The 23,971-nt window shown below is 46.6% G+C and carries 22 protein-coding genes; 12 read left to right on the top strand and 10 right to left on the bottom strand.

The window, feature by feature from the left end; translation table 11 throughout:
* Window positions 1–13: 13 nt before the first annotated feature.
* Window positions 14–1,762, bottom strand: a complete 1,749-nt coding sequence (locus FHW36_RS27595; protein ID WP_145674141.1) for an ABC transporter ATP-binding protein — start codon at window positions 1,760–1,762, stop codon at window positions 14–16.
* A gap of 20 nt (window positions 1,763–1,782) precedes the next feature.
* Window positions 1,783–2,553 carry an AMP nucleosidase gene (locus tag FHW36_RS27600; RefSeq protein WP_145674142.1) on the bottom strand — a complete coding sequence of 257 codons (771 nt, stop codon included), beginning with the start codon at window positions 2,551–2,553 and terminating at the stop codon, window positions 1,783–1,785.
* Between the two features lie 94 nt (window positions 2,554–2,647).
* Here FHW36_RS27600 and FHW36_RS27605 point away from each other — a divergent pair, with 94 nt between their 5' ends.
* The gene (locus FHW36_RS27605) at window positions 2,648–3,091 is read left to right on the top strand and encodes a type I restriction enzyme HsdR N-terminal domain-containing protein (protein WP_145674144.1); all 444 of its coding nucleotides are present in this window, start codon (window positions 2,648–2,650) and stop codon (window positions 3,089–3,091) included.
* Window positions 3,092–3,145: 54 nt separating this feature from the next.
* Here the strand turns inward: FHW36_RS27605 and FHW36_RS27610 are convergent, their stop codons facing one another.
* The 4 genes from FHW36_RS27610 to FHW36_RS27625 form a co-directional block, all read right to left on the bottom strand.
* Window positions 3,146–4,564: a Glu/Leu/Phe/Val family dehydrogenase gene (locus FHW36_RS27610; protein WP_145674145.1), complete on the bottom strand. Its 1,419-nt coding sequence runs from the start codon at window positions 4,562–4,564 to the stop codon at window positions 3,146–3,148.
* A gap of 38 nt (window positions 4,565–4,602) precedes the next feature.
* Window positions 4,603–4,842, bottom strand: coding sequence for a CcmD family protein (locus FHW36_RS27615; protein ID WP_145674147.1), 240 nt, complete (start codon window positions 4,840–4,842; stop codon window positions 4,603–4,605).
* Window positions 4,839–5,501 (bottom strand): cytochrome c biogenesis protein CcsA, encoded by a 663-nt coding sequence (ccsA, locus tag FHW36_RS27620; RefSeq protein ID WP_145674149.1) that lies wholly within the window; start codon window positions 5,499–5,501, stop codon window positions 4,839–4,841. Before ccsA ends, FHW36_RS27615 begins: the two co-directional genes overlap by 4 nt.
* 146 nt (window positions 5,502–5,647) lie before the next feature.
* The gene (locus FHW36_RS27625; RefSeq protein WP_145674150.1) at window positions 5,648–6,316 is read right to left on the bottom strand and encodes a heme exporter protein CcmB; all 669 of its coding nucleotides are present in this window, start codon (window positions 6,314–6,316) and stop codon (window positions 5,648–5,650) included.
* Between the two features lie 176 nt (window positions 6,317–6,492).
* Here FHW36_RS27625 and accC point away from each other — a divergent pair, with 176 nt between their 5' ends.
* Both accC and FHW36_RS27635 read left to right on the top strand, forming a co-directional pair.
* Window positions 6,493–7,983 carry an acetyl-CoA carboxylase biotin carboxylase subunit gene (gene accC / locus FHW36_RS27630; protein WP_145674152.1) on the top strand — a complete coding sequence of 497 codons (1,491 nt, stop codon included), beginning with the start codon at window positions 6,493–6,495 and terminating at the stop codon, window positions 7,981–7,983.
* A gap of 73 nt (window positions 7,984–8,056) precedes the next feature.
* The gene (locus FHW36_RS27635; RefSeq protein WP_246121241.1) at window positions 8,057–8,542 is read left to right on the top strand and encodes a GtrA family protein; all 486 of its coding nucleotides are present in this window, start codon (window positions 8,057–8,059) and stop codon (window positions 8,540–8,542) included.
* Between the two features lie 57 nt (window positions 8,543–8,599).
* Here FHW36_RS27635 and FHW36_RS27640 read toward each other — a convergent pair whose 3' ends face one another.
* On the bottom strand, window positions 8,600–9,169 hold the full coding sequence (locus FHW36_RS27640) for a thymidine kinase (RefSeq protein ID WP_145674154.1): 570 nt from the start codon (window positions 9,167–9,169) through the stop codon (window positions 8,600–8,602).
* A gap of 89 nt (window positions 9,170–9,258) precedes the next feature.
* On the opposite strand from FHW36_RS27640, the gene FHW36_RS27645 reads away from it, so the two are divergent.
* Window positions 9,259–10,137 carry a hypothetical protein gene (locus FHW36_RS27645; protein ID WP_145674157.1) on the top strand — a complete coding sequence of 293 codons (879 nt, stop codon included), beginning with the start codon at window positions 9,259–9,261 and terminating at the stop codon, window positions 10,135–10,137.
* Here FHW36_RS27645 and FHW36_RS27650 read toward each other — a convergent pair.
* Entirely contained in the window at window positions 10,107–11,369 is a 1,263-nt protein-coding gene (locus tag FHW36_RS27650) for a 3-deoxy-D-manno-octulosonic acid transferase (RefSeq protein ID WP_246121242.1), read from the bottom strand. The two genes, FHW36_RS27645 and FHW36_RS27650, sit on opposite strands and share 31 nt — an antisense overlap.
* Window positions 11,370–11,472: 103 nt before the next feature.
* On the opposite strand from FHW36_RS27650, the gene FHW36_RS27655 reads away from it, so the two are divergent.
* The 7 genes from FHW36_RS27655 (at window position 11,473) to tyrS (ending at window position 18,817) form a co-directional block, all read left to right on the top strand.
* Window positions 11,473–12,612: a DegT/DnrJ/EryC1/StrS family aminotransferase gene (locus FHW36_RS27655; RefSeq protein ID WP_145674159.1), complete on the top strand. Its 1,140-nt coding sequence runs from the start codon at window positions 11,473–11,475 to the stop codon at window positions 12,610–12,612.
* Window positions 12,609–13,931, top strand: a complete 1,323-nt coding sequence (locus tag FHW36_RS27660) for a UDP-glucose dehydrogenase family protein (RefSeq protein ID WP_145674162.1) — start codon at window positions 12,609–12,611, stop codon at window positions 13,929–13,931. The genes FHW36_RS27655 and FHW36_RS27660 overlap by 4 nt, the downstream gene beginning before the upstream one ends.
* A gap of 20 nt (window positions 13,932–13,951) precedes the next feature.
* The gene (locus FHW36_RS27665) at window positions 13,952–14,896 is read left to right on the top strand and encodes a UDP-glucuronic acid decarboxylase family protein (RefSeq protein ID WP_145674163.1); all 945 of its coding nucleotides are present in this window, start codon (window positions 13,952–13,954) and stop codon (window positions 14,894–14,896) included.
* Between the two features lie 17 nt (window positions 14,897–14,913).
* Complete coding sequence (gene rfbB, locus FHW36_RS27670; RefSeq protein ID WP_145674165.1) at window positions 14,914–15,969, top strand: dTDP-glucose 4,6-dehydratase; 1,056 nt, start codon at window positions 14,914–14,916, stop codon at window positions 15,967–15,969.
* Window positions 15,970–15,978: 9 nt separating this feature from the next.
* Entirely contained in the window at window positions 15,979–16,539 is a 561-nt protein-coding gene (gene rfbC / locus FHW36_RS27675; RefSeq protein WP_145674167.1) for a dTDP-4-dehydrorhamnose 3,5-epimerase, read from the top strand.
* 8 nt (window positions 16,540–16,547) lie between these two features.
* Window positions 16,548–17,414: a dTDP-4-dehydrorhamnose reductase gene (gene rfbD / locus FHW36_RS27680; protein ID WP_145674169.1), complete on the top strand. Its 867-nt coding sequence runs from the start codon at window positions 16,548–16,550 to the stop codon at window positions 17,412–17,414.
* Window positions 17,415–17,533: 119 nt separating this feature from the next.
* Window positions 17,534–18,817 carry a tyrosine--tRNA ligase gene (gene tyrS, locus FHW36_RS27685; RefSeq protein WP_145674171.1) on the top strand — a complete coding sequence of 428 codons (1,284 nt, stop codon included), beginning with the start codon at window positions 17,534–17,536 and terminating at the stop codon, window positions 18,815–18,817.
* Window positions 18,818–18,890: 73 nt separating this feature from the next.
* On the opposite strand, the gene FHW36_RS27690 is transcribed toward tyrS, so the two are convergent.
* Both FHW36_RS27690 and FHW36_RS27695 read right to left on the bottom strand, forming a co-directional pair.
* Window positions 18,891–20,174, bottom strand: a complete 1,284-nt coding sequence (locus FHW36_RS27690) for an amidohydrolase family protein (RefSeq protein WP_145674175.1) — start codon at window positions 20,172–20,174, stop codon at window positions 18,891–18,893.
* Between the two features lie 38 nt (window positions 20,175–20,212).
* Window positions 20,213–23,260: an amidohydrolase family protein gene (locus tag FHW36_RS27695; protein ID WP_145674177.1), complete on the bottom strand. Its 3,048-nt coding sequence runs from the start codon at window positions 23,258–23,260 to the stop codon at window positions 20,213–20,215.
* 196 nt (window positions 23,261–23,456) lie between these two features.
* On the opposite strand from FHW36_RS27695, the gene FHW36_RS27700 reads away from it, so the two are divergent.
* On the top strand, window positions 23,457–23,891 hold the full coding sequence (locus FHW36_RS27700) for a hypothetical protein (protein ID WP_145674179.1): 435 nt from the start codon (window positions 23,457–23,459) through the stop codon (window positions 23,889–23,891).
* Window positions 23,892–23,971: the final 80 nt, after the last annotated feature.

Raw genomic sequence — 23,971 nt, forward strand, 5'->3', positions numbered from 1 at the left:
AGTAATTTATATATTATATTCCCTTAGGAATAGCTGCAATTAGTTGTTGGGTATAAGCATTTTGCGGGTGGTTGTAAACAGCATCAGCAGCCCCCTGCTCCACAATTTTTCCCTTCTGCATCACCATCATCCGGTCGCTGATAAACCGCACCACCGATAAATCGTGCGAAATAAAAATGCAGGTGAAGCCCAGCTCTTCCCGCAAACGGATCAGCAAATTCAACACCTGGGCCTGTATGCTTACATCCAGCGCTGCCACCGATTCATCACAGATAATAAAAGAAGGGTCCACCGCCAGTGCCCGCGCAATGACTACCCGCTGCCGCTGCCCACCGGAAAACTCATGCGGATACCGGTTGAAATGCTCCGGCTGCAGGTTTACTTTCTCCAGCAATTCCAGCACCCGCTCCCGCTGACTGCGTTCCGGTCCATGCAGGCCATGTACCTGCATAGGCTCCAGGATAGCGGCACCGATGGTCCTGCGCGGATTCAACGACGCATAAGGATCCTGGAAAATCAGCTGCATATCCTTGCGTAAACCACGCATGCCGGCGGCCGACAAGCTCATAATATCCTGTCCTTTATAATAAATACTCCCTGCAGTGGGAGGTATCAGTCTTAACAAAGATCTGCCCAACGTTGTTTTGCCACAGCCAGATTCTCCCACCAACCCCATCGTTTCGCCCGTTTTCACCTGGAAACTTACGTCGTTTACGGCCTTGGCCCATTGCAGTACTTTACCGGTTATACTTCTCTTTACGGGAAACCAGGTCTTCAGTCCCTGTACCTCCAGTAATGGTGTGGCAGTGCCCAATTGTTGTTCCCTCCGCGTGATATCGGCTTCCGGAATTACCAGGGATTCCAGCACCGCCTGGATAGCTCCATTTTTTTCGTGTATCTGTCCCTGTGAGTCTGTTTCCATAAAGTCGCGGATAACGGGCAATCGCACCAAACGTTTATCCAGTGGGGGGCGGCAGGCCAGCAACCCTTTAGTATAAGGGTGTTGCGGTTGCCGGAATACGGTAGCTACATCTCCCTGCTCTACTATATTGCCTTTATACATCACCACTACCCGGTTGGCCAGTTCGGCCACTACTCCAAGGTCGTGGGTGATAAAAATAACGCTCATATCCATCTGCTGTTGCAGTTCCCGGAGCAGTTCGAGGATAGCTTTTTGCACGGTAACATCTAAAGCGGTAGTGGGTTCATCGGCGATGAGCAGCCTGGGATGGCAGGAAATGGCCATGGCAATCATGACGCGCTGTTTCTGCCCACCGGAAAGTTCGTGGGGATAACGCTGCATGATACCTGCCGGGTCGGGTAGTTTTACTTTCTCAAACAGGGATTTCACCTGCTCTCTGGCCGCCGGCCGGCTTACGGCCATGTGCAGCCGGATGGCTTCTGCCACTTGTTGGCCACAGGTTTGCAGGGGGTTCAGGGCCGTCATCGGCTCCTGGAAGATCATGGCTATTTCATTGCCCCGGTAGCTACGCATCGCCGCTTCGGGCAGTGCCAGCAAATTTACCGGCTGTGCTGCACCCGGCTGGTAAAGTATTTGTCCACCGGAATCAGCGCCTGGCGAGTCGATCAGCCGCATCAGCGACAAGGCGGTAACGGATTTTCCGGAGCCGGATTCTCCTACTACGCCAACAATTTCTCCTTTTCCTATAGAAAGGGAAATATGGTTAACAGCCTTTGTGGTGGTTTCACCTGACCGGAACGTGACCGCAAGGTCCTGTATCTCTACCCGAGTGGAAAGCATGCCCGGAAGATACAACAATTCTAAAAACGCAGGTGCTTCACAGTTTGGTGACTGTCAATCAGTTTCTGTAAGGAGTCTATTCCTACTTTAAGATGACGTTCTACGAAATGTGTGGTTACCTTTTTGTCGCTTTCTTCCGTTTTTACACCTTCTGGCACCATAGGTTGATCCGATACCAGCAATAAAGCGCCCGTAGGAATTTTGTTATAGAATCCAACCGAGAAGATAGTGGCCGTTTCCATATCTACCGCCATGGCTCTTACTTTTTCCAGGTAGTGCTTAAAGTCGATATCATGTTCCCATACCCGGCGGTTGGTGGTATAACAGGTGCCTGTCCAATAGTCAAAGCCAGAATCTCGGATAGTGGTGGAGATAGCTTTTTGCAATGCAAACGCTGGCAGTGCCGGTACTTCAGGTGGGAAATAATCATTGCTGGTACCTTCTCCGCGTATAGCAGCTATGGGTAATATGAGGTCGCCGATATTGTTTTTCTTTTTCAGTCCACCACATTTTCCCAGGAACAGTACGGCTCTGGGTGAGATGGCGGATAACAGGTCCATTACGGTAGCAGCGCCCGGGCTTCCCATACCAAAGTTGATAATGGTGATATCGCCAGCTGTAGCGCATTGCATGGGTTTACCGTGGCCAATGATTTCTACATCGTTCCATTCGGCAAACATGGTCACATAATTACTGAAATTGGTGAGGAGGATATGAGATCCGAAACGGTCCAGTTTCTCACCTGTGTAGCGAGGCAGCCAATTAGCTACAATTTCTTCTTTTGTCTTCATAGCTTTTTGACAAGCAAATGTAAGGTTTTGTTCGCTAACGGCAATATTATCCTAATGTAACTATCTTCGTACCCACATTAAAACCTGTTGTATTTTGATTGCGATCAGCTTCCCCCCACCGGATTTTAAGATTACAAGAGAAGGTAATAGAGAAATGATTTTCGACCGTTTTCGCAAGAAATACGTGGTGCTTACCCCGGAAGAATGGGTGAGGCAAAATTTCCTGAATTACCTGGTAAAAGTAATGGGATACCCGGCTGCGCTCATAGGCATTGAAAAAGAAATATACCTGGGAGAGATGAAAAAGCGGTATGATATCGTGATTTACAATCGTGCCACACAACCCTGGATGCTGGTAGAATGCAAGGAAATGAATGTGCCGCTTACAGAGCAAACCATGCAACAAGTGATCCGTTACAATATGGTGATCCCTGCTACTTACCTGGTGATTACCAATGGGATCCATACCTTCTGTGGTAGGTATATGGACCGGGAACAGCAATGGAACTTCCTTTCCGCCTTACCGTCATTTGCATAAAAAAGCCCCCGCGCCGGCGGCACAGGGGCTACAAAATTTATCTATCATCGTGCATCAAGGGAAAATACCCAGTTGCTCGTAAGCAGCGCCTACTTTGTTGATCGCTACTACATAAGCAGCCGTACGCATATCGTGTATCTGTGGATTAGCCATCATTACATCGCGTACTTCGTGGAGGGCGGCGTGCATGGTTTCTTCCAGTCCGGAGTATACCAGGTCTACCTCATCTGCTCCATGAGCAATGAATTTTCTTTCTTTATCAGATACTTTCTTACCGGTCAGGTCTTCGATTGTTTGCAGGATATGAATGTTCATATTCTCATCGAAGCGCTTGCCCAAACGGCCATAACGTACGTGGCTGAGGTTTTTCAACCATTCGAAATAAGAAACGGTTACCCCACCCGCGTTCAGGAACATATCCGGTACCACAATCACGCCTTTCTTATTCAGGATTTCATCTGCTTCCGGTGTTAACGGACCGTTTGCAGCTTCCCCGATGATCTTGGCTTTAACGTTAGGCGCGTTATGTTTGTCGATGACGTTTTCCAATGCCGCAGGAATCAGGATTTCGCAATCCAGCTCCAGGCCATCGGTATTTTTATTCAGGTTGGTAGCACCCGGGAAGTTAACAATAGAGCCGGTAGCTTTCTTGTGCATCAGTACTTCATCAGGATTCATTCCCTGTTCGTTGAAGATAGCGCCATCCCACTCGATGAGACATACCACTTTAGCGCCTGCTTCGTGGAAGTATTTGGCGGCGTGGTAACCTACGTTACCCATTCCCTGAACAATCACGCGTTTGCCTTCAATACCGGTAGGCAGGCCCAAACGGTCCATATCTTCCTTGATATTGCACAGCTCACGTAAACCGTAGAATACACCTAAGCCGGTAGCTTCGGTACGACCGCGTACCCCGCCCTGGGATACAGGTTTACCGGTTACGCAACCATAACCATCAATTTCACCCGGACGTAAGCTCATGTAGGTATCCAGGATCCAGCTCATTTCTCTTTCGCCGGTACCGTAGTCAGGAGCCGGAACGTCTGTGCCGGGGCCAATAAAATTTTTCTTTACCAGTTCTGCCGTATAGCGACGGGTAATTGCTTCCAGCTGGAAGGGAGTATAATTGCGGGGATTGATTTTCAGACCGCCTTTAGCTCCACCAAAGGGTACGTTTACAATAGCACATTTGTAGGTCATCAGGGATGCCAGCGCCATCACTTCATCCTGGTTCACTTCATCACTGAAGCGAATCCCCCCTTTACAAGGCAGTTTATGATGGGAATGTTGTACGCGGTAAGCTTCAATTACCTGTACCGTATCGCCGATCCGAACCGGGAACTTGATCTGGTAAACGGCGTTGCAGGCTTTGATCTGCTCCAGGATACCCTTGTCCCATTTGGTGAACGCAGCTGCTTTGTCGAAGCTCTTTTCCACACTCTGGAAAAAGCTATAATGCTGATCTTGCGACATAAATTATTGTTTTGGTATAACGATTAGATTTTATGCTATCAGGGGTTATTTCTTTCCCTTTCTTCCAGCTTACCTATTTTTCTGTCCAGTCTGATAAGAAATAACACTATTCCAATGAAGATGATCACTAAAACGCCCACTATTACATAAATCTTGTCATTGCTGCGGAAGAATTCGTTGATGGGTCCTTTCTCGGTATTCTGCTGTTGTGCATTTGCCAGTACCGATATGCATAGCAGGGCAAGGGTCAGGCAAAATGAAAACGCTTTGTTGATCATTTAAAAATATTTTTAAGCTGTAATTTCTTGTAACGTACTACCAGGCTGAATATCCACACGCTCAGCAGGGTCCAGCCGATGAAAGCGGGGTACAAAACCTGTTTCATGGAACCGCTGGTATCTTTGGAAGCGAAGCCCGGAGTGGTAGCGCTACCCGGGTGCAGGGAGTCTACCATACGAGGGATGATATAGGTGAGCGGTATCAGCAGGGCATAAGCAAAAATGTTATAAACTGCGGATATACGTGCCCGTTTGTCGAGATCATGGATCGACAGGCGTAATACCAGGTAGGCCAGGTAAATTAATATGGCGATGGCCGTACACATTTGCTTGGGATCGTCGGTGAGCGTCCCTCCCCAGGTATAGGTAGCCCAGAGGGAACCTGTGGCAAATCCCATTACGCCGAAGAAAGAGCCTACTCCTGCAGCGGCGGCAGCAATCACATCTTTTTTCAGGTCGTATTTGGAGAGATAGAGAAGTGAGTAGACAATCGAGATTGTGAACATGGTATACATACATATCCACATCGGTACATGAAAGAACAATCCTCTGGATGACTGTCCGTTGGTTCCTATGATAGGTATTTCAACAGTGAACCCGGCGATAATTACATATAAAAGAAGCAGTATCGCTAATGCTTTCCACCAATGTTTGGCCATTTTCTAATAGCTATATTCCGCTGGCAAACCTACACGTTTTAAACCTAATCACAAAGCTTTTCGGGGATTTTAAGTTTATCCAACAGCAGCAAATCCCCGTTAAATATCGTTTACAGAAGTGAGCCTTTTCTTTGATATTTCTAATATCAGTCTTTCCACAAAAACGGGAAAAGTATCATTGTCAGGGCAACTACGAGGATATCCATCCCACCCAGCAGGAGGAACATTTTGGGCAGTTCGGGCTGGTATACCGTTACAAAGGCCGACAAGGAGATATTGGCCAGCAGCATCAGCACCGGCATAATCAGCGGAAATCCCATCACCGCCATCAGGGCGGCGTTATGGTTGGCCTGCGCCGCTATAGCCGCCAGCATGGTAAACAACAGGGATAAACTGGTACCTCCGAGCAATACCATCCCAATAAAATAGCCCGGATGGAGAATAGGATTACCCAGGAAAGCCACGCTGCACACCAGAGCAATAACGCTCATCAGCGCCATGAGTATGATATTGTAAATTAATTTGGCCGCAATAAATACCCGGGAATTGACAATAGAATAGAAATACAGCAGGCGGCCCCTGTTTTCCTGCATAAAGCTTTTGGCCACGGCATTTACCGCTACAAACAGCTGTATCACCCAGAAAAGGGCATTCCATACCTTATCGTCCGGTCTTCCCATCATCAGGTTGATAACAAAAACCGTAGCCACAATATAGAGCAGTACCCCATAAAAGGCGTATTGCTGGCGTAGTTCCAGTGTAAGGTCCTTTTTTACCAGGGTTAATGTTTGCCGTAGCGGATTATCTTTTTTCATGATCAGCCGCAAAGATAGCTTAATGAGCAGAAAGCGGAAAGCAAAAAGCTATTGAGGCAAATGACCTCCGGATATTTAAAATTCCTGCTGGCCGCCCGCTTCAATAGCTTTTTGCTTTCGGCGTTCCGCTTTCTGCTCAAAAAAAACCTATATTAGCCCCTCCATAAAAAAGAGTAATGAATAAAATTCTGGTTGCCAATCGGGGAGAAATAGCATTACGCATTATGCGTTCGGCACGTGAAATGGGCATTAAAACGGTGGCGGTTTATTCCGAAGCCGATCGCACCATGCCGTTTGTACAATATGCAGATGAAGCGGTTTGCATTGGCCCTGCCCCTTCCAATCAATCCTATCTGCTGGGCGAAAAAATCATTGCAGTAGCCAAAGAAAAGCAGGTGGATGGTATTCATCCGGGATATGGGTTTTTAAGTGAAAACGCCCGTTTTGCGCAACAGGTAACCGATGCAGGTATCACGTTCATCGGGCCATCTGCCGCTTCTATTGAAGTGATGGGGAGTAAACTGGCCGCCAAACAGGCCGCCCAGAAATTTGGCGTTCCGATGGTACCGGGTACAGAAACCCCATTGCGCAGCGTGGAAGAAGCCCGGGAAGTGGTGAAAAAGACCGGTTTCCCTATACTTATCAAGGCTTCTGCCGGTGGTGGCGGTAAAGGGATGCGGGTGGTGAATGCTCCGGAAGAACTGGAAGAACAGATAAGGTTAGCTAAAAGCGAAGCCCTGAGCGCCTTTGGCGATGATGCGGTATTCATTGAAAAATATGTGGGGGCCCCCCGTCATATTGAAATCCAGGTGCTGGGCGACCGCCATGGCAACTGCGTATATTTGTTTGAAAGGGAGTGCTCTATCCAGCGCCGGCACCAGAAATTGATCGAAGAAGCGCCATCTTCCTGTCTTACGCCAGCCATCCGGGCTGCTATGGGACAATGTGCCGTAGATGTAGCCCGGGCCTGTAACTACTATGGCGCAGGTACCGTGGAATTCCTGGTAGATGAGCAACTCAACTTCTATTTCCTGGAAATGAACACCCGTTTGCAGGTAGAACACCCTGTTACAGAACTGATCACCGGATTAGATCTCGTAAAAGAGCAGATTAAGATAGCCAGGGGAGAAAAACTTTCCTTTACCCAGGAAAGCCTTAAAATAAACGGCCACGCTATTGAATTGCGCATTTGTGCTGAAGATCCGGCCAATAATTTTTTGCCCGATACGGGGAAACTGGAAACATATATCCGTCCGCAGGGATATGGCGTAAGGGTAGACGATGGATATGAGCAGGGAATGGATATTCCTATTTATTACGACCCGATGATTGCCAAACTGATTGCCTGGGGCAGCGACCGGGAAGAAGCGAGGTTCCGTTTGCTACGGGCCATTGAAGAATACCAGGTGAAAGGTATTAAGACTACGCTTCCCTTTGGCCATTGGGCATTACAGCAACCAGCCTTTATTGAAGGAAAATTCGATACCAATTTCATTGGTAAATATTTCACACCACAGGCGTTGCAAGCAGCATCTGCTGATACCAATAAGCTGGCAGCTATTTTAGCTGCGTATGTATGGCAGCAACAAAATATAACTTTACAGGAAGCAGCTATCAACACCCATTCCGTTTCTTCTCCCTGGAAAAAAAGGAATATGTTAAGATAACCCTGTACAGTTGTTAACTTTCGTTAAAGTGTTTCCGAAAACCCGGAAAACGTATAACTTTGCGCCTATTTTTATGATGTTACGAAACGCCATACTTCAGATACTCAGGTTCTTCTACCAGCCCTTTTCGAAGGTGTTGCCCTGGCAAACCTTCCGGTACCTCGCCTGTGGCGGTGGAAATACCATGCTGGACATATTCCTGTATTTCGTGTGTTACAATTTCGTGCTGCATCAGCAAATGGTGCACCTGGTATTTTTTAATATGAGTGCACATATCGCCGCCCTGTTCATGTCTATGGCGGTTACCTTTCCTACCGGCTTCCTGCTCAGCAAATACGTCGTTTTCTCAGACTCTAATCTACGGGGCCGGGTACAGCTATTCCGGTACTTTGTATTGGTGGGGATCTGTATTTTACTGAATTACCTGCTGATGAAGATTTTTGTGGATCACCTGCATTTTTATCCTACTGTGGGAAAAATATGCACTACTGCGCTGGTGGTTATTTTTAGCTATCTGACACAGAAGAAATTCACGTTTAAGGTAAAACAACATACCTGATTATAAAGCTTATAAAAGGGAAAGCCCACCAGTGGTGGGCTTTCCCTTTTATAAGCTTTATACATTTTCATAATAGCAATGCCGGCATCTTGGTTCATACACGTCTTTTTCTCCCAGCAGTAATGTTTCTTTGGAAGCAGATTTCCGATAGGAATAATTGGCAATATTCCCGCATTTTACGCAGATAGCGTGCAGCTTGGTGATATAGTCTGCTTTAGCCAACAGGAAAGGCATCTGGCCGAAAGGCTTACCGGTATAATCCATATCCAGTCCGGCTATAATCACCCGTACTCCCCTGAGGGCCAGTTGATCACATACATTGGGAAGCTCATCGTCGAAGAACTGGGCTTCATCGATACCTACCACATCCACATCCTGCGCCAGTAACAGGATTTGCTGGGAATTTTCTATCGGTGTAGAAATAATCTTGTTTTCATCATGTGAAGTAATAGCGCCTTCATCGTACCGGGTATCTATCGCAGGTTTAAAAATTTCCACCTTTAAATTGGCGATATACACACGTTTTAGGCGGCGGATCAGTTCTTCGGTCTTTCCCGAAAACATGGAGCCGCAAATTACTTCGATCCAGCCCCTCCGTCCTCCTGCAAGAGAAGGTTCAATAAACATATTATACTAATTTGATTATTAATTAATTAAAATATTCTAATTTTATGAGAATAAAATATTTTTATCTCTCACCCGTTAACAATTAAGGCATGGAAAAAATTAATGCATTAATTGAGAAACTACAGGAATTAAAAAATTCCGGGGCCGACCTGTCCGCTATTTCGTACTATGTACAATTGCTGCAGGCGGAAGTGTTGCATGTACGTACCCTGCAACATCAGCAACAGGTACAATCGTCCCAGCGTAATACCATCGCGGTAATCATGCCGGTGCAGCAACCAGTTGCCGTTCTGGCAGCTGAGCCAACTGCGGCGCAAACTACAACATTACCATCAAATAAACCGTTGGAGGTAGTGGCCGTTCCCGAAATATCGTCCGAAGCGGAAGATATCAACAGTCGGGCGGCGCGGTTGAATGATGTCCCTACTTTCAATCATATTGCCCCCGTTGAAGATATCAACAGCCGGGCAGCCAATACCCAGGCGCCTGCACCTATAGTGGCACCTGAACCGGTAGTGGTTCCCCAGCCGGCCCCAGCCCCTGTGGCGCATATACCAGTGCCGGAAAAGCCTAAACCGGCAACACTTTTCGACGAAATAACTGCGCATGCCCCTGCGCCGGCCGCTTCCCGGGAAAACAGGGCGCAAGAACCGGCCAATGGAAACGGATTATCTCTGAACGACCGCCTGCGCCAACAAAAGATGGAGGTAGCCCAAAAATTGGGAGATATGCCTATACATGATCTGCGTCATGCCATTGGCATCAACGACAAATACCAGTTCATACAGGAGCTTTTCCGGGGCGACAGCGATTTATATGAGCGTTCCATTAAAACCATCAATGAATGCGGCAGCCTCCAGGAGGCTGACTATTGGCTCCAACGCGAAATAAAAATTATCCAGGGCTGGGAAGACGACCATCACCTGGTACAACAGTTTTATTCCCTGCTCAGGAAACGATTTTCCTGAATATAGTCCAATACTTTCTGTGTAGCCCCGGTATTGGCGGCTACGTAATTTCCGGCAATCGCGGCAATGCGGGGATATGTTTCCCCTGGCTGTAATAATTGCTGCACAGAGGTGTGCAATTGTGCTGCATTTGTGATCACCAATGCTCCTCCAGCGGCCACCAGTTCCACCGCTTCGAAGTACTTGCTGTACTCCGGGCCTATAATAACAGGTTTGCTGTACACGGCTGGCTCCAGCAGGTTATGGATCCCATCCTTCCCAAATCCTCCTCCCACATATGTGACGGTAGCATAGCGGTACAACGCAGTGAGCATACCGATATTATCGATAATTAGTACCTGGCCGGTAGCCGTTTGGTCTGTTTTGAGCGCAGAAAACCGCCGGGCGGTAGGAAACAGGGTGAGTATGTCCTGTATATGTGACTCCTGAATTTCATGGGGAGCGATAATCAGCTTTAGCCCGGGCCGGCTTTCCTGTTGCCACCATTCGTTCAGCAGTTTCTCATCTTCGGGCCAGGTGCTGCCGGCTACCATTACCTGGCTGCCGGCAATAAAGGACGCTATTTCAGGCAGGTCGGTATGTTCCTGTAATAAAGCCGATACCCGGTCGAAGCGGGTATCTCCGCTGATGCTGGCATTCCGTAACCCGATCCCTTGTAATAGCCGGAGGGAGCCCTCGTTTTGAACGAAAATATGTGTCAGCTGTTGTAACAACTGACGGAACATAGCTCCATGGCCTTTAAAGAAGACCTGCTCCTTGCGGAAAATGCCAGATACCAGTAAAGTAGGAATCTTACGTGCATAGAGTTCTGTGAGATAATGATACCAGAATTCATACTTAATGAAGATGGCCAATGCGGGCTGTGCAATATCCAGCAGTTCCCGGGCATTGCGCCTGGTATCGAGGGGCAGGTAATAAATAAAGTCTGCTCCTTTGTAATTTTTCCTCACCTCGTAACCGGAGGGTGAAAAAAAGGTTAATAAAATTTTATAGGAGGGGTAAGTAGTACGGATGGCCTCCAAAACGGGTCTACCCTGCTCGAATTCGCCCAGGGAAGCGGCATGAATCCAGACAATAGGGCCGGTTATCTCCTGACGCATGCGGGCTTGCCAGTGTTTCCGGCCATTAAGCCAGCGTTGTGCCTTTGTTTTGCCCAACATAGCTGCCAGCTGTACGCCGGCTTTATATAATTGAAGTCCGGCATTATAAATGCCTGTTGCTACCATTCCCATGCGTACTTTTACTTAATTTTCGGATGAATGCAAAGATAATCCTCATCCAATCCCAAAATTTGTAAATTTGCACACTTTACATAAAATAAAAATATACGATTATATGGTTCCTATTCAGATGGTGGACTTGAAACGCCAGTATACGAAGATTAAATCACAGGTAGATGCAGCCATCGAAGAAGTTCTGGAAAGCTCGGCCTTTATTAACGGAGGGGCGGTACAACAATTTACCGGTGAATTGCAAGCGTATCTGGGCGCGAAGCACGTGATACCTTGTGCCAATGGCACAGATGCCCTTCAGATTGCGATGATGGCGCTAGGACTGGAACCCGGCGATGAAGTTATTACTCCTTCTTTTACTTTTATTGCCACCGCTGAAGTAATTGCGTTACTACAGTTAAAGCCCGTTTTCGTGGATATTGACCCGCAGACCTACTGCCTGGATATAACAGCAGTGGAAAAAGCGATTACCCCTAAAACCAAGGCCATTGTACCAGTGCACTTATATGGCCATGTTGCGGATATGGAGCCCCTGATGGCGGTTGCCGCCAAACACCAGCTATATGTGATAGAGGACAATGCCCAGGCGATTGGCGCTGATTATACTTTTCAAGATGGTAGCAAAAAGAAAGCAGGTACCATCGGACATATAGGCTGTACTTCTTTCTTCCCGTCCAAAAACCTGGGATGCTATGGAGATGGAGGCGCTTTATTCACCAATGACGACGAACTGGCGGCTAAAATACGTATGGTAGCTAATCATGGTCAGTCTGCCCGCTACTATCATGACGTAGTAGGTTGTAACTCCCGTTTAGATTCTGTACAGGCAGCCGTATTACGTATCAAGTTACCATTGCTGGACGGGTACATTGCTGCCCGCCGGGCGGTAGCTGATGCATATGATGCTGCATTTGCCGGTATACCACAAGTTACCACGCCTTATCGAGCCGCCAATAGTTATCATGTGTTTCATCAATATACCCTGCAGCTTCATGATGCCGACAGAAATGAGCTGCAGCAGCACCTGGCTTCCAAAGGGGTGCCAGCTATGATTTATTACCCTGTTCCTGCGCATCGCCAAAAAATGTTCGAGCACTTCGGCGGCGCAGCGTTCAATCTTCCCGTAACCGATAATCTCACTAGTAAGGTGATTTCCTTACCGATACACACTGAAATGGATTCCGATCAACTGGAGCATATCATCCAGTCCGTTAAATCATTTTTAAACACTCCCCAATCATGAAGATTACCGTAGTAGGTACCGGTTACGTAGGTCTCGTAACAGGTACCTGTTTTGCAGAAACAGGAAATGATGTCACCTGTGTAGACATTGATGCTAACAAAGTAAAAAAGCTATCATCTGGCCAGATCACCATTTATGAACCAGGGCTGGAAAAACTATTTGAACGTAATCTTAAAGAGGGACGTTTATCTTTCACTACCAGCTTAGAAGAAGGTATTAAAGGTGCGGAAGTAATTTTTCTGGCACTGCCCACCCCTCCAGGAGCGGATGGCGCAGCAGACCTGTCCTTTGTGCTGAATGTTGCAGCACATTTGGGTAAAATTATGACAGATTACAAGGTGATAGTGGACAAGAGCACGGTGCCGGTAGGGACCGCCGAAAGAGTGGCTGCTGCTATTGCTGAAAATTGCAAGACCCCTTTTGATGTAGTTTCCAACCCTGAATTTTTGCGTGAAGGAGTAGCGGTAGATGATTTTATGAAACCAGACAGGGTAGTAATTGGTACTACTTCAGAAAGAGCCCGTAAAGTAATGGGTGATCTTTATGCTCCATTTGTAAGACAGGGAAACCCTATCTTATTTATGGATGAAAAGTCTGCAGAATTAACCAAATATGCAGCCAACTCATTTCTGGCGACCAAGATTTCCTTTATGAATGAAATCGCTATTCTCTGTGAGAAGCTTGGGGCTGACGTAGACATGGTTCGCCGGGGTATTGGCAGTGACGACCGTATTGGTAAACGTTTTCTGTTTCCCGGTATTGGTTACGGCGGTAGCTGCTTTCCTAAAGATGTACAGGCTCTCGTTAAATCATCAGAAGATGTACAATATAATTTCAAAATATTAAATGCTGTAATGGATGTGAATGAGCGGCAAAAGTTATTCCTGCTTCCCAAAATCCAAAACTATTTTAATAACGATCTTGGCGGCAAACACTTTGCGTTGTGGGGCCTGGCATTCAAGCCCAATACAGATGATATCCGGGAAGCGCCGGCATTGTATATCATCGAAGCTTTACTGGCAGCAGGAGCAACAATAAGTGTTTTCGATCCTGAAGCCATGTCTAATGTACAGCGGTTACTGAGCAATAAGAATGGCAAAATTGTATATGCTGAGCACCAGTACACCTGCCTGGAAAACGCAGATGCCCTGATTATCGCTACTGAATGGAGTGTGTTCAGAACACCTGATTTCCAAAAGATATCAACCAGCCTAAAGAATAAAGTTATTTTTGATGGCAGAAATCTCTTTGATATCGCACGTATGAAAGAATTAGGATACCATTACGAAAGCGTTGGCCGTATACCTGTCAGCCTCTAAATATTTTTTATAACCAAAATATGGAAAAGAAAAGAATACTTATCGCTGGTGCTGCTGGTTTTCTCGGCTCTCATCTCTGCGATCGTTTTATAAAAGAAGGCTACCATGTTATTGCCATGGATAACCTGCTTACTGGTAATATCCAGAATATTGAGCACCTTTTTCCTTTACCGGAATTTGAGTACTACCATCACGATGTCACCAAATTTGTACATGTACCCGGAAAGCTGGACTATATATTAAACTTTGCATCTCCAGCCAGTCCGATCGATTACCTGAAGATGCCTATTCAAACCTTGAAGGTGGGTTCTTTGGGAACGCACAACCTACTCGGGTTGGCAAAAGAAAAAAAAGCACGTATCCTGGTGGCTTCCACGTCAGAAGTATATGGCGATCCCAATGTACATCCGCAGCCGGAAGAATACTGGGGCAACGTTAATCCAGTTGGGCCAAGAGGAGTATATGATGAGGCCAAAAGATTCCTGGAGTCTATTACTATGGCTTATCACAATTTCCATGGAGTTGAAACACGTATCATTCGTATCTTCAATACCTATGGTCCACGTATGCGTCTCAATGATGGGCGGGCTTTGCCGGCCTTTATGAGCCAGGCGTTAAATGGTGAGGACCTCACCGTATTTGGCGATGGTAGCCAGACACGATCTTTTTGCTATGTAGACGACCTGGTAGAAGGTATTTATCGTTTGTTATTAAGCGACTACCATCTGCCGGTAAACATTGGCAATCCACAGGAGATTACCCTGAATCAATTTGCCGAAGAAATTATTGCCTTAACGGGCTCTAAACAAAAAATCGTGTATCACCCGTTGCCTAAAGACGATCCGAAACAACGTCAGCCCGACATCACCAAAGCCCGTACTTTATTAGGATGGGAGCCTAAAGTGAATCGCCAGGAAGGCTTGAAGATCACTTACGAATACTTTAAAAAAGCGCTTTTAAAATAAATTAAACCTTACCGGCAATGAAGCGGACATTATTGATTACCGGAGGAGCTGGTTTCATCGGTTCACATGTGGTCAGGTTATTTGTAAATAAATATCCCGATTACCGAATTGTAAACCTGGATGCTCTTACCTATGCCGGTAATCTCGAAAACCTGGTAGATATAAAAGATCGATCCAATTATATTTTTGAAAAGGGTGACATCACTGATGAGGCTTTGATAGCGCAGCTTTTTGAAAAATACCAATTTGATGGTGTGATACATCTGGCTGCAGAAAGTCATGTAGACCGCTCCATTATGGATCCCCTTGCATTTATCAAAACCAATGTACTGGGCACTGCCGTGTTGCTAAACAGCGCTAAAAAGCATTGGAAAGACAATATGGAAGGGAAGCTATTTTATCATGTTTCTACCGACGAAGTATATGGTTCGTTGGGAGAGGAAGGTTTTTTCCTCGAAACAACCGCATACGATCCGCGTTCTCCTTATTCAGCTTCCAAAGCCAGTTCAGATCATTTTGTGATGGCTTATCATCACACCTATCACCTGCCAGTTGTGATTTCCAATTGTTCCAATAACTATGGTTCGCATCATTTCCCGGAAAAATTAATCCCGCTGGCGATACATAATATAAAAAACAATAAGCCTGTACCGGTATATGGCAAAGGCGAGAATGTGCGGGACTGGCTATATGTAAATGATCATGCCAGGGCTATTGATACAATAGCCCATCATGGCAAAATAGGCGAAACCTACAACGTGGGTGGCTTTAATGAGTGGAAAAACATCGACCTTATCCAGTTATTGTGCAGGATTATGGATAGGAAACTCGGACGTCCGGAAGGCACTTCTGCGCAGCTCATCACTTATGTGAAAGATCGTGCAGGTCATGACCTCCGCTACGCCATAGACGCTACTAAACTTAATAAAGAACTGGGATGGCACCCCTCCCTTCAGTTTGAAGAAGGCCTTGAAAAAACGGTAGATTGGTACCTGGAAAACGAAGCATGGCTCAAAAATGTAACCAGCGGAGATTATCAGAAGTATTATAGCGAACAATATCAAAAAAGATAGTTATTACTCATGCCTTTTCAACAAACGGGTATACCCGGTCTTTTAATTTACGAACCTAAAGTGTTGGGCGATCATCGTGGTTATTTTTTTGAAAGCTACAACGCCAACACTTTCAGCGCGGCGGGCATTGATTATTCATTTGTTCAGGATAATCAGGCCAGATCTGTGTATGGCGTATTGAGAGGGCTCCACTACCAGCTGGAACCATATGCTCAAACCAAATTAGTAAGGGTACTGGAGGGAAGGATTATTGATGCGGTGGTAGATATTCGTGAGGGCTCTCCCACCTATGGTAAATCTTTTGTGATAGAGCTAAGTGCAGATAACAAGTTACAATTACTGGTGCCTAAAGGGTTTGCACATGGTTACGCAGTGATCAGTGAAACGGCAGAAGTAATGTACAAGTGTGATAATTTTTATCACAAAAACAGCGAAGGTGGCATTATCTATAATGATCCTGCCCTGGAGATAGACTGGGGAATTGACCTTAAAGATGCGATCGTTTCTGAAAAAGACCTGATCCTGCCTAAGTTGGCAGACGTACAACATAATTTTATTTTTAACAGCTGATCATTGCCATGAAAAATATTCTTGTTACCGGGGGAAACGGTCAACTAGGCCAGGCCTTAAAGAAAGTAGCCGGTGATTATCCACAATTTAACCTGTTATTCACCGATTACCAGGATCTCGACATTACCAATGCCGATGCACTGGCTGCCTATTTCGCTGCACAACCGATTGACGCCTGTATCAACTGCGCGGCCTATACAGCGGTAGACAAAGCAGAAGAAGACGAAGACAACGCCTTCCTCCTGAATTTCCAGGCAGTACTTACGCTCGCAGAAATCTGCGCGCAACATAGCGCCCAGTTGCTGCATATTTCTACTGACTACGTATTTAGCGGCCGGCAAAATGTGCCCTACACCGAAGAAGATGAAACCGATCCTCAGAGCATCTACGGCGCCTCCAAAGTTCGGGGCGAAGCCGCAGCTACCGGCTACAATGAACAAACCATTGTACTCCGTACTTCCTGGCTCTATTCGGAATATGCAATCAACTTCGTAAAGCGTATGCGTGAACTGATGCAGGAAAAACAGGAATTAAACGTGGTTTTTGATCAGGCAGGTACGCCTACGTATGCTGGCGATCTGGCGGTGGCCATCCTGGATATACTGCAATATAAAACAGTAAACCCTGATGCAGCCCTGGGCGGCGTTTATCATTATAGTAACGAGGGCGTTACCAGCTGGTACGATTTTGCCATTGCCATCAAAGAGATGACCAATGCCACTACCCGCATTTCCCCGGTTACCTCTGATAAATATAAAACAGCCGCTAAACGCCCTGCCTACAGTGTGCTGAATAAAGAAAAGATAAAAGCTACCTTCGGCATCACAGTACCTTACTGGAGAGATAGCCTGGCGAAATGCCTTAAAAATATGTAATGTTTCAGTCCCGTTGCAGAGTAACGGGACTTTTCTTTTTCTCCTTCTTCCTCTCCCACCACTTATCCCCTGCAGTTCAGACATTTTTATGTAGGTTTGCAAAAATTGTTATTAAAATCATGAATCTGATAGAAGAACTGCGCTGGCGGGGTATGCTACAGGATATGATGCCTGGTACGGAAGAGCAACTGCAAAAGGAAATGACCACTGCTTACATTGGTTTTGACCCTACTGCGGAGTCATTGCACATCGGTAGCCTGGTACCCATCCTGCTGCTGGTGCATCTGCAAAAGGCAGGACATAAGCCCCTGGCGCTGGTGGGCGGCGCTACCGGAATGGTAGGCGACCCCTCCTTTAAAGCGGAAGAAAGAAAAATGCTGGACCTGGATACCCTGCAAAAAAATGTGGCCGGTATTAAAGCCCAGCTGGAACGCTTCCTCGACTTTGATCCTGCCAAACCCAATGCCGCAGAAATGGTGAATAACTTCGACTGGTTCCAGCACATTTCCTTTCTCGATTTTATTCGCGACACCGGTAAACACATCACCGTTAACTACATGATGGCCAAAGATTCCGTTAAAAAAAGAATCGAAGGCGACAACGGGATGTCATTTACCGAATTTACCTATCAACTCATACAGGGATACGACTTCTATCATTTGTATACCGCCAAAAACTGCAAACTGCAGATGGGCGGCTCCGATCAATGGGGTAACATTGTTACCGGTACAGAATTGATCCGCCGGAAGGCCAGCGGTGAAGCGTTTGCTTTTACCTGCCCCCTGATCAAAAAAGCAGATGGCACCAAATTCGGTAAAACCGAGCAAGGTACAGTGTGGCTCGACCCCAAACGTACTTCTCCCTACATGTTTTACCAGTTTTGGTTAAATACCACCGATGTGGATGCAGAAAGCTATATCAAAATATTTACTTTCATGGAACAACCAGAGGTAGATGAGCTGATAGCCAAACATCGCGAAGCACCGCACTTACGCCTGTTGCAGCAGCGACTGGCCAAAGAAGTCACCGTTTTCATCCACGGCGAAGAAAGTTATGAATTTGCAGTGAAAGCTTCTTCGTTACTTTTTAGCAATGATACTGCTGAATTGCTGCTATCTCTCACCGAAGAACAATTACTGGATGTAATGGCCGGCGTTCCTCAATTTGAAGTGGCCAAAACCGACCTGGAAGCAGGTAAGGATGTAGTAAGCCTACTGGCCGAAACCGGTATCTTCCCCAGTAAGGGAGAAGCCCGGAAAACGGTACAGGGAGGCGGTGTGAGCATGAACAAAAATAAAATAGAAGGCATTGATACTGTCATCAACACAGCTGCCTTATTGCGTGATAAATATATCCTTTTCCAAAAAGGGAAGAAGAACTACTATCTCGTAAAAGCAATATAAGTTTTCTACAAATAATAAAATGTGAAAGGCCTGCGTATATGCAGGCCTTTCACATTTTATACTTACTCCCCTATTATTTCAACCCATATTTCTGCTCATACTTCGCATTCAACTGTTTCTGTTTATTATCCAGGTTGATTTCCCTTCCCTGGATAAACGCGTGGGTAATGACGCTCGACTTCATATCCAGCATATCTCCGTTACTAACCGCAATGTTGGCGTCTTTACCGGTTTCCAGCGAGCCGGCGATATTATCGATGCCCAGTATTTTAGCTGCGTTTAGCGTAACCGCCGACAGCGCCTGTTCCTTGCTCAGGCCATAAGTAGCCGCGGTACCCGCTTCAAATCCCAGGTTGCGTTGTTGCCAGAACCCTTCGTTGCTCAGGCAATACAACACGCCGGCTTTTTGTAACAGTGCAGCTGTTTTATACGGCTGATCCACATCATCGTCTTGCATAAGCGGCAAGCTATGTGGCTGGGTTAATACTACCGGAATATTATTTTTCTGCAGGATATCAGCAATCAGCCAGGCATCAGTACCTCCTACAATGGCCACCTCTATATTAAACTCTTTTGCAAAATCTATTGCCAGCAGCATTTCCTTTACCAGGTCGCAGTGAATGAACAACTTTTGTTCTTTATTAAACAGGCGGCGCATGGATTCAAATTTGAGATTAGTAGCGCTGTGTTTCCCTTCTTTCAGCCAGGCATTGGCTTCCCGGAAAAACGTTCTTACCTTTTCTATCTGCTCCAGGGCTGCTTTGGTTCTGTCGTTAGTGGCAGGACCACTGCCGCTTCCCACTGGTAGCAAACGGGGCATAAAGAAGTGCAGTGCATTATCCGTTTTATAGGCCGCATCTTCCCAGTTCCAGGCATCCAGCTGCACCACGGAAGAGGCGCCGCTAACGATACCTCCCTGCGGTGTTACCTGTGCCAGTAATATACCATTGGAGCGCAGGGTATTAATTACTTTGGAATCGGCATTATACGCAATAATGGAACGAACAGACGAGTTGATTTCCCCCACTTCCCGGAGATCGATGGTGGCGCGTACACTTTCAAATTCTACGAGTCCCAGGCTGGTTTCCGGCGCTATAATGCCGGGATATACATGCTGCCCTTTCAAATCTATTATGGTAGCATCACCGGCAGCTGCTACATTATTTCCAACAGCGGTAATTTTTCCCTGGCTGAAAGCGATGGTACCATTTTCAATCACCTGTCCATTGCCAACATGAATGGTGGCATGAGTGAGATAAACCGGTTTGCGTTGCGCGGGCGCGGGGGAAATCGTTTCCTGTGCATAGGCAGTATGTAGTCCCATGGCCAATCCCAGCAAAATAATATTTTTATTCATTGAGCAATTTGCTTAAAGTGTTTCAAAATAATGGCCGGTTAATAGCCGATTGCCTGTTGATGTCCTCCCTGCAGATCTTCGCAGTGGTACATTTCATCCGGCACAAAAGTAGCTTTCTGCGTAGGCGTACCTTTCTTCTTTTCCGCCAGCATACGCTGTATCAGGCGATTGCGCTCAGTGGCAATGCGGGTACGCAGCTGCAGGTCGTATTCCCGGTCAAATTCCACGATACCATCTACAATCGTTTTTTCTGCCTTCGCATAAATGCTCAGCGGGTTATCACTCCACAGCACTACGTCTGCATCTTTACCCACCTTGATACTTCCCATGCGGCTATCTATATGCAGGAGTTTCGCCGGGTTAAGGGTCACCATTTTGAGGGCATCTTCTTCGCTTACACCACCATACTTAACGGTTTTGGCAGCCTCCTGGTTGAGGCGGCGGGCCATTTCTGCGTCATCTGAGTTGATGGCGGTTACTACGCCCACTTTATGCATAATAGCGGCGTTATAAGGAATAGCATCCTGTACTTCCATTTTATAAGCCCACCAGTCCGCAAACGTACCGGCGCCGGCGCCATGCGCCTTCATTTTATCTGCTACCTTATATCCTTCGAGGATATGGGTGAAAGTGTTCACCCGGAAATGGAAACTGTCTGCCACATGCATGAGCATATTGATTTCGCTCTGTACATAAGAGTGACAGGTAATAAACCGCTGTTGGTGCAGGATCTCTACTAATGCATCCAGCTCCAGGTCGCGGCGCTTGCCGGCACCTTGCTTTTCGTAGTCACGGGCACGGGTAAACGCATCCAGGTATATTTGCTCAACACCCATCCTGGTTTGCGGGAAGCGAACCGTATTCCGTTCTCCCCAGTTGGATTGCTTCACATTTTCGCCCAATGCAAACTTGATAAACGGGTCCCAGTTAGTTACTTTCAGACCTTCTGCATTTTGCCCCCAGCGGAGTTTAACTAACTGAGATTGTCCGCCAATCGCATTGGCGCTGCCGTGCAGTAAATGAGAAGCGGTGACACCGCCGCTGAGTTGCCGGTAAATATTAACGTCTTCCGGATTCAGCACATCAGCAATTCTCACCTCCGATGTCACGGATTGTGAAGATTCATTAACACCTTTACTGATAGCGATATGGGAATGTTCATCGATAATGCCGGCAGATAAGTGCTTGCCGGTGCCGTCTATCACCCGGGCGCTACCGGCAGACAGCCCCTTGCCTATCTGTGCAATTTTACCATTGCGGATCAATACGTCTGTATTTTCCAGTTTGCCGTCTTTTTCACCTGTCCAGACAGTGGCATTCTTAATAAGCAGGTCCAGTTGCTGTGGGAGTTTTTCCCAGCCATAGCCATTGAATGGATAGTACATGGAGCCAACTGTTACGGGCGCTTTGGCTTTCGTTGTATCCCCTTTTTCAGGTGTTGCTTTAACGAATATCGCGCTCCATTTTACCAGGTTGCCACTGGTATCAGATCCGGTACCTGTCCAGCTGTTGTCGCTGATGATGCCACTCAGGCGTATGCTGCTTTTACTGTTTTTGCTCAGTGGCAGAGACAAAGCTACGAGTTTACCATTGATATCGATATGTCCGGACAGGGTGTCCTGTTGTAATACCGCCAGGGCTGGCGATACCGGGGATCCGTTAATATTTACCGTATAGCTGGCGCCATTGCTGAGGCTAATGGTGTACACTCCACGAACATCATTCCATCCATCGGTTTTGATGATATAGCGGTTACCCTGCACCCAATTTTGATACAGAATAGTTTTATCGTTGAAGATAGGGCCTGAAGTAATGAGGAAATTAGCCAGCTTTCCTGCTTCCAGGCTACCTACTTTATCATATGCTTTTATCAGGGAGGCCGGTGTTTTGGTTAATGATTCCAGTGCTTTCTGTTCGCTGAGTCCATATTCGATAGCTTTGCGCACATTAGCCAGGAACTGTTTTACGTCCTTCAGATCGGCGGCGGTGAGACAGAAAGGAATGTTTGCTTTTTCGAAGGCAGCAGGCGAAGTGGGCGCCATTTCCCAATGTTTCATATCGGCCAGTGCTACGAAGCGGGCGTCGTTAGGATCTTCTACATCAATCGCACTGGGAAAGTTGAGCGGCACTATAAACGTTGCTTTGGTGGCAGCCATTTCAGCGATGCGCTGGTATTCATTTCCACTGGCTTTGATGATGTATTGTACACCAAATTCGTCCCCGATTTTATCGGCTCTCAGTACATCCCATTTATCTGCGGCTTCAAAAAGCTGTGGTAATGACTGGTTGGCATTCCAGGCCTGTAAGCTAAGGTTGATTCCTTCTTTTGCCGGCTGTGATTTATACCACTGTGCGTCCAGGTAAGTCTGCCGTAGCAGGGCTATACATCCCATCAGCGAGTTGGGATAGTTTTGTGTAGAAGTGCCTTTATCGAAAGAGTATGCTGCTGCCGCTCTTTCGCGGAGCATGACTTTATTCTCTTTCGCAGTAGCCAGTGTTACCAGGGCGGCAGTACCGCGGGCAATGCCATCAGGTTGCTGCGTCAGTACCGTGCCAAAGCCTACTTCCCGCAGCGGAGCTGCCTTTCCATCGTCTGCTACAAACAGGTCGGCCGCATTAATTTCGCTTCTGATGGCCTGGTTCCAACCGTATGCCCCTTTGGTGTTAGAGAGAAACTGCGGGGCTGCATTCCAGGCAGAGCCGCCGCGTTTAGGCTCAGATAAACCGTAGTTGCTGTACAGATCTACAAAAGAAGGATAGATATACTTTCCTTTACAATCCACTACCACCGCATCTTTCGGGATAGCTACGGAAGTACCCGCCTCCACAATTTTCCCGTCCCGGATCAGCAGTGTAGCGTTACTCAGCGTAGTTTGTGCATCCCTGACGATCGTAGCATGTGTAAAGGCGAAACAGCCCTCGTGGGGATCGGCAATACCATTTACAGGAAATGTTTCCTGGGCATGCACATAAGAGCCGGTCGACAGTAACAGCAACAGCAGCCATTTGCTGCGATGCTGGTTCAGCGCATAGGTTATACACCGCGATAGCAGGGCGCGCACGGGTTTCTCAAAAGCTTTTTTCATGTAAATCGATAGTTTTCGGTTCAGATTCCGTTGATCGGCTAAAAATAGTAAATCATTGAGGTGGCTGTTAGTAAAACGGCATATTTTTTATGAGTGGTAATACCGGATTCCAAATTTTGGATTCACACGAAAAAGGGATAATTTGACAAAGGATTACACCTTAAGTTTGTTTAAATTCGTATAATACTAGCTGATTATGAAGATTATTTCCGCTTATATGCTGTTACTGCTGGTCTGCCTGGTGGCAGTAACCACCGGTGTCCACGCACAGGCAAACGATACGGCTGCTGTTTCAAGAGGACGCTGGACAATAGAGGGGCGCGCCAACAAGATAACTGATAAAATCTCTCATAAACTGAACCTGAACAGGGCCCAAACAGAGAAGATCTATGTTATTAATGAGGACATTGTTCGCCGGATGGATGCGGTAAAAAAGAATACATCGCTCTCTAAAAAAGAGCGCATGACCCAGTTTAAAGCACTGGATTCAGAACGTAGCCAGCGCTTCAAAACCGTATTTACCGCAACCCAATACAAAAAGTGGAATGACTGGGAAATGAATAAGAAAGAGCACCTGGAAGAAAGAATGGAAAAAAAGCGGCAGAAGAAAGAACTGAAAAATGGGCAATAACTCCTGATATACCAGGCAAAAAATACACCGTTGAAGCGAATGATCTTGGCAAACATGCTGAGATCATTCGCTTCAATAGC

Source organism: Chitinophaga polysaccharea, from assembly GCF_007829335.1.
Lineage (GTDB): Bacteria > Bacteroidota > Bacteroidia > Chitinophagales > Chitinophagaceae > Chitinophaga > Chitinophaga polysaccharea_B.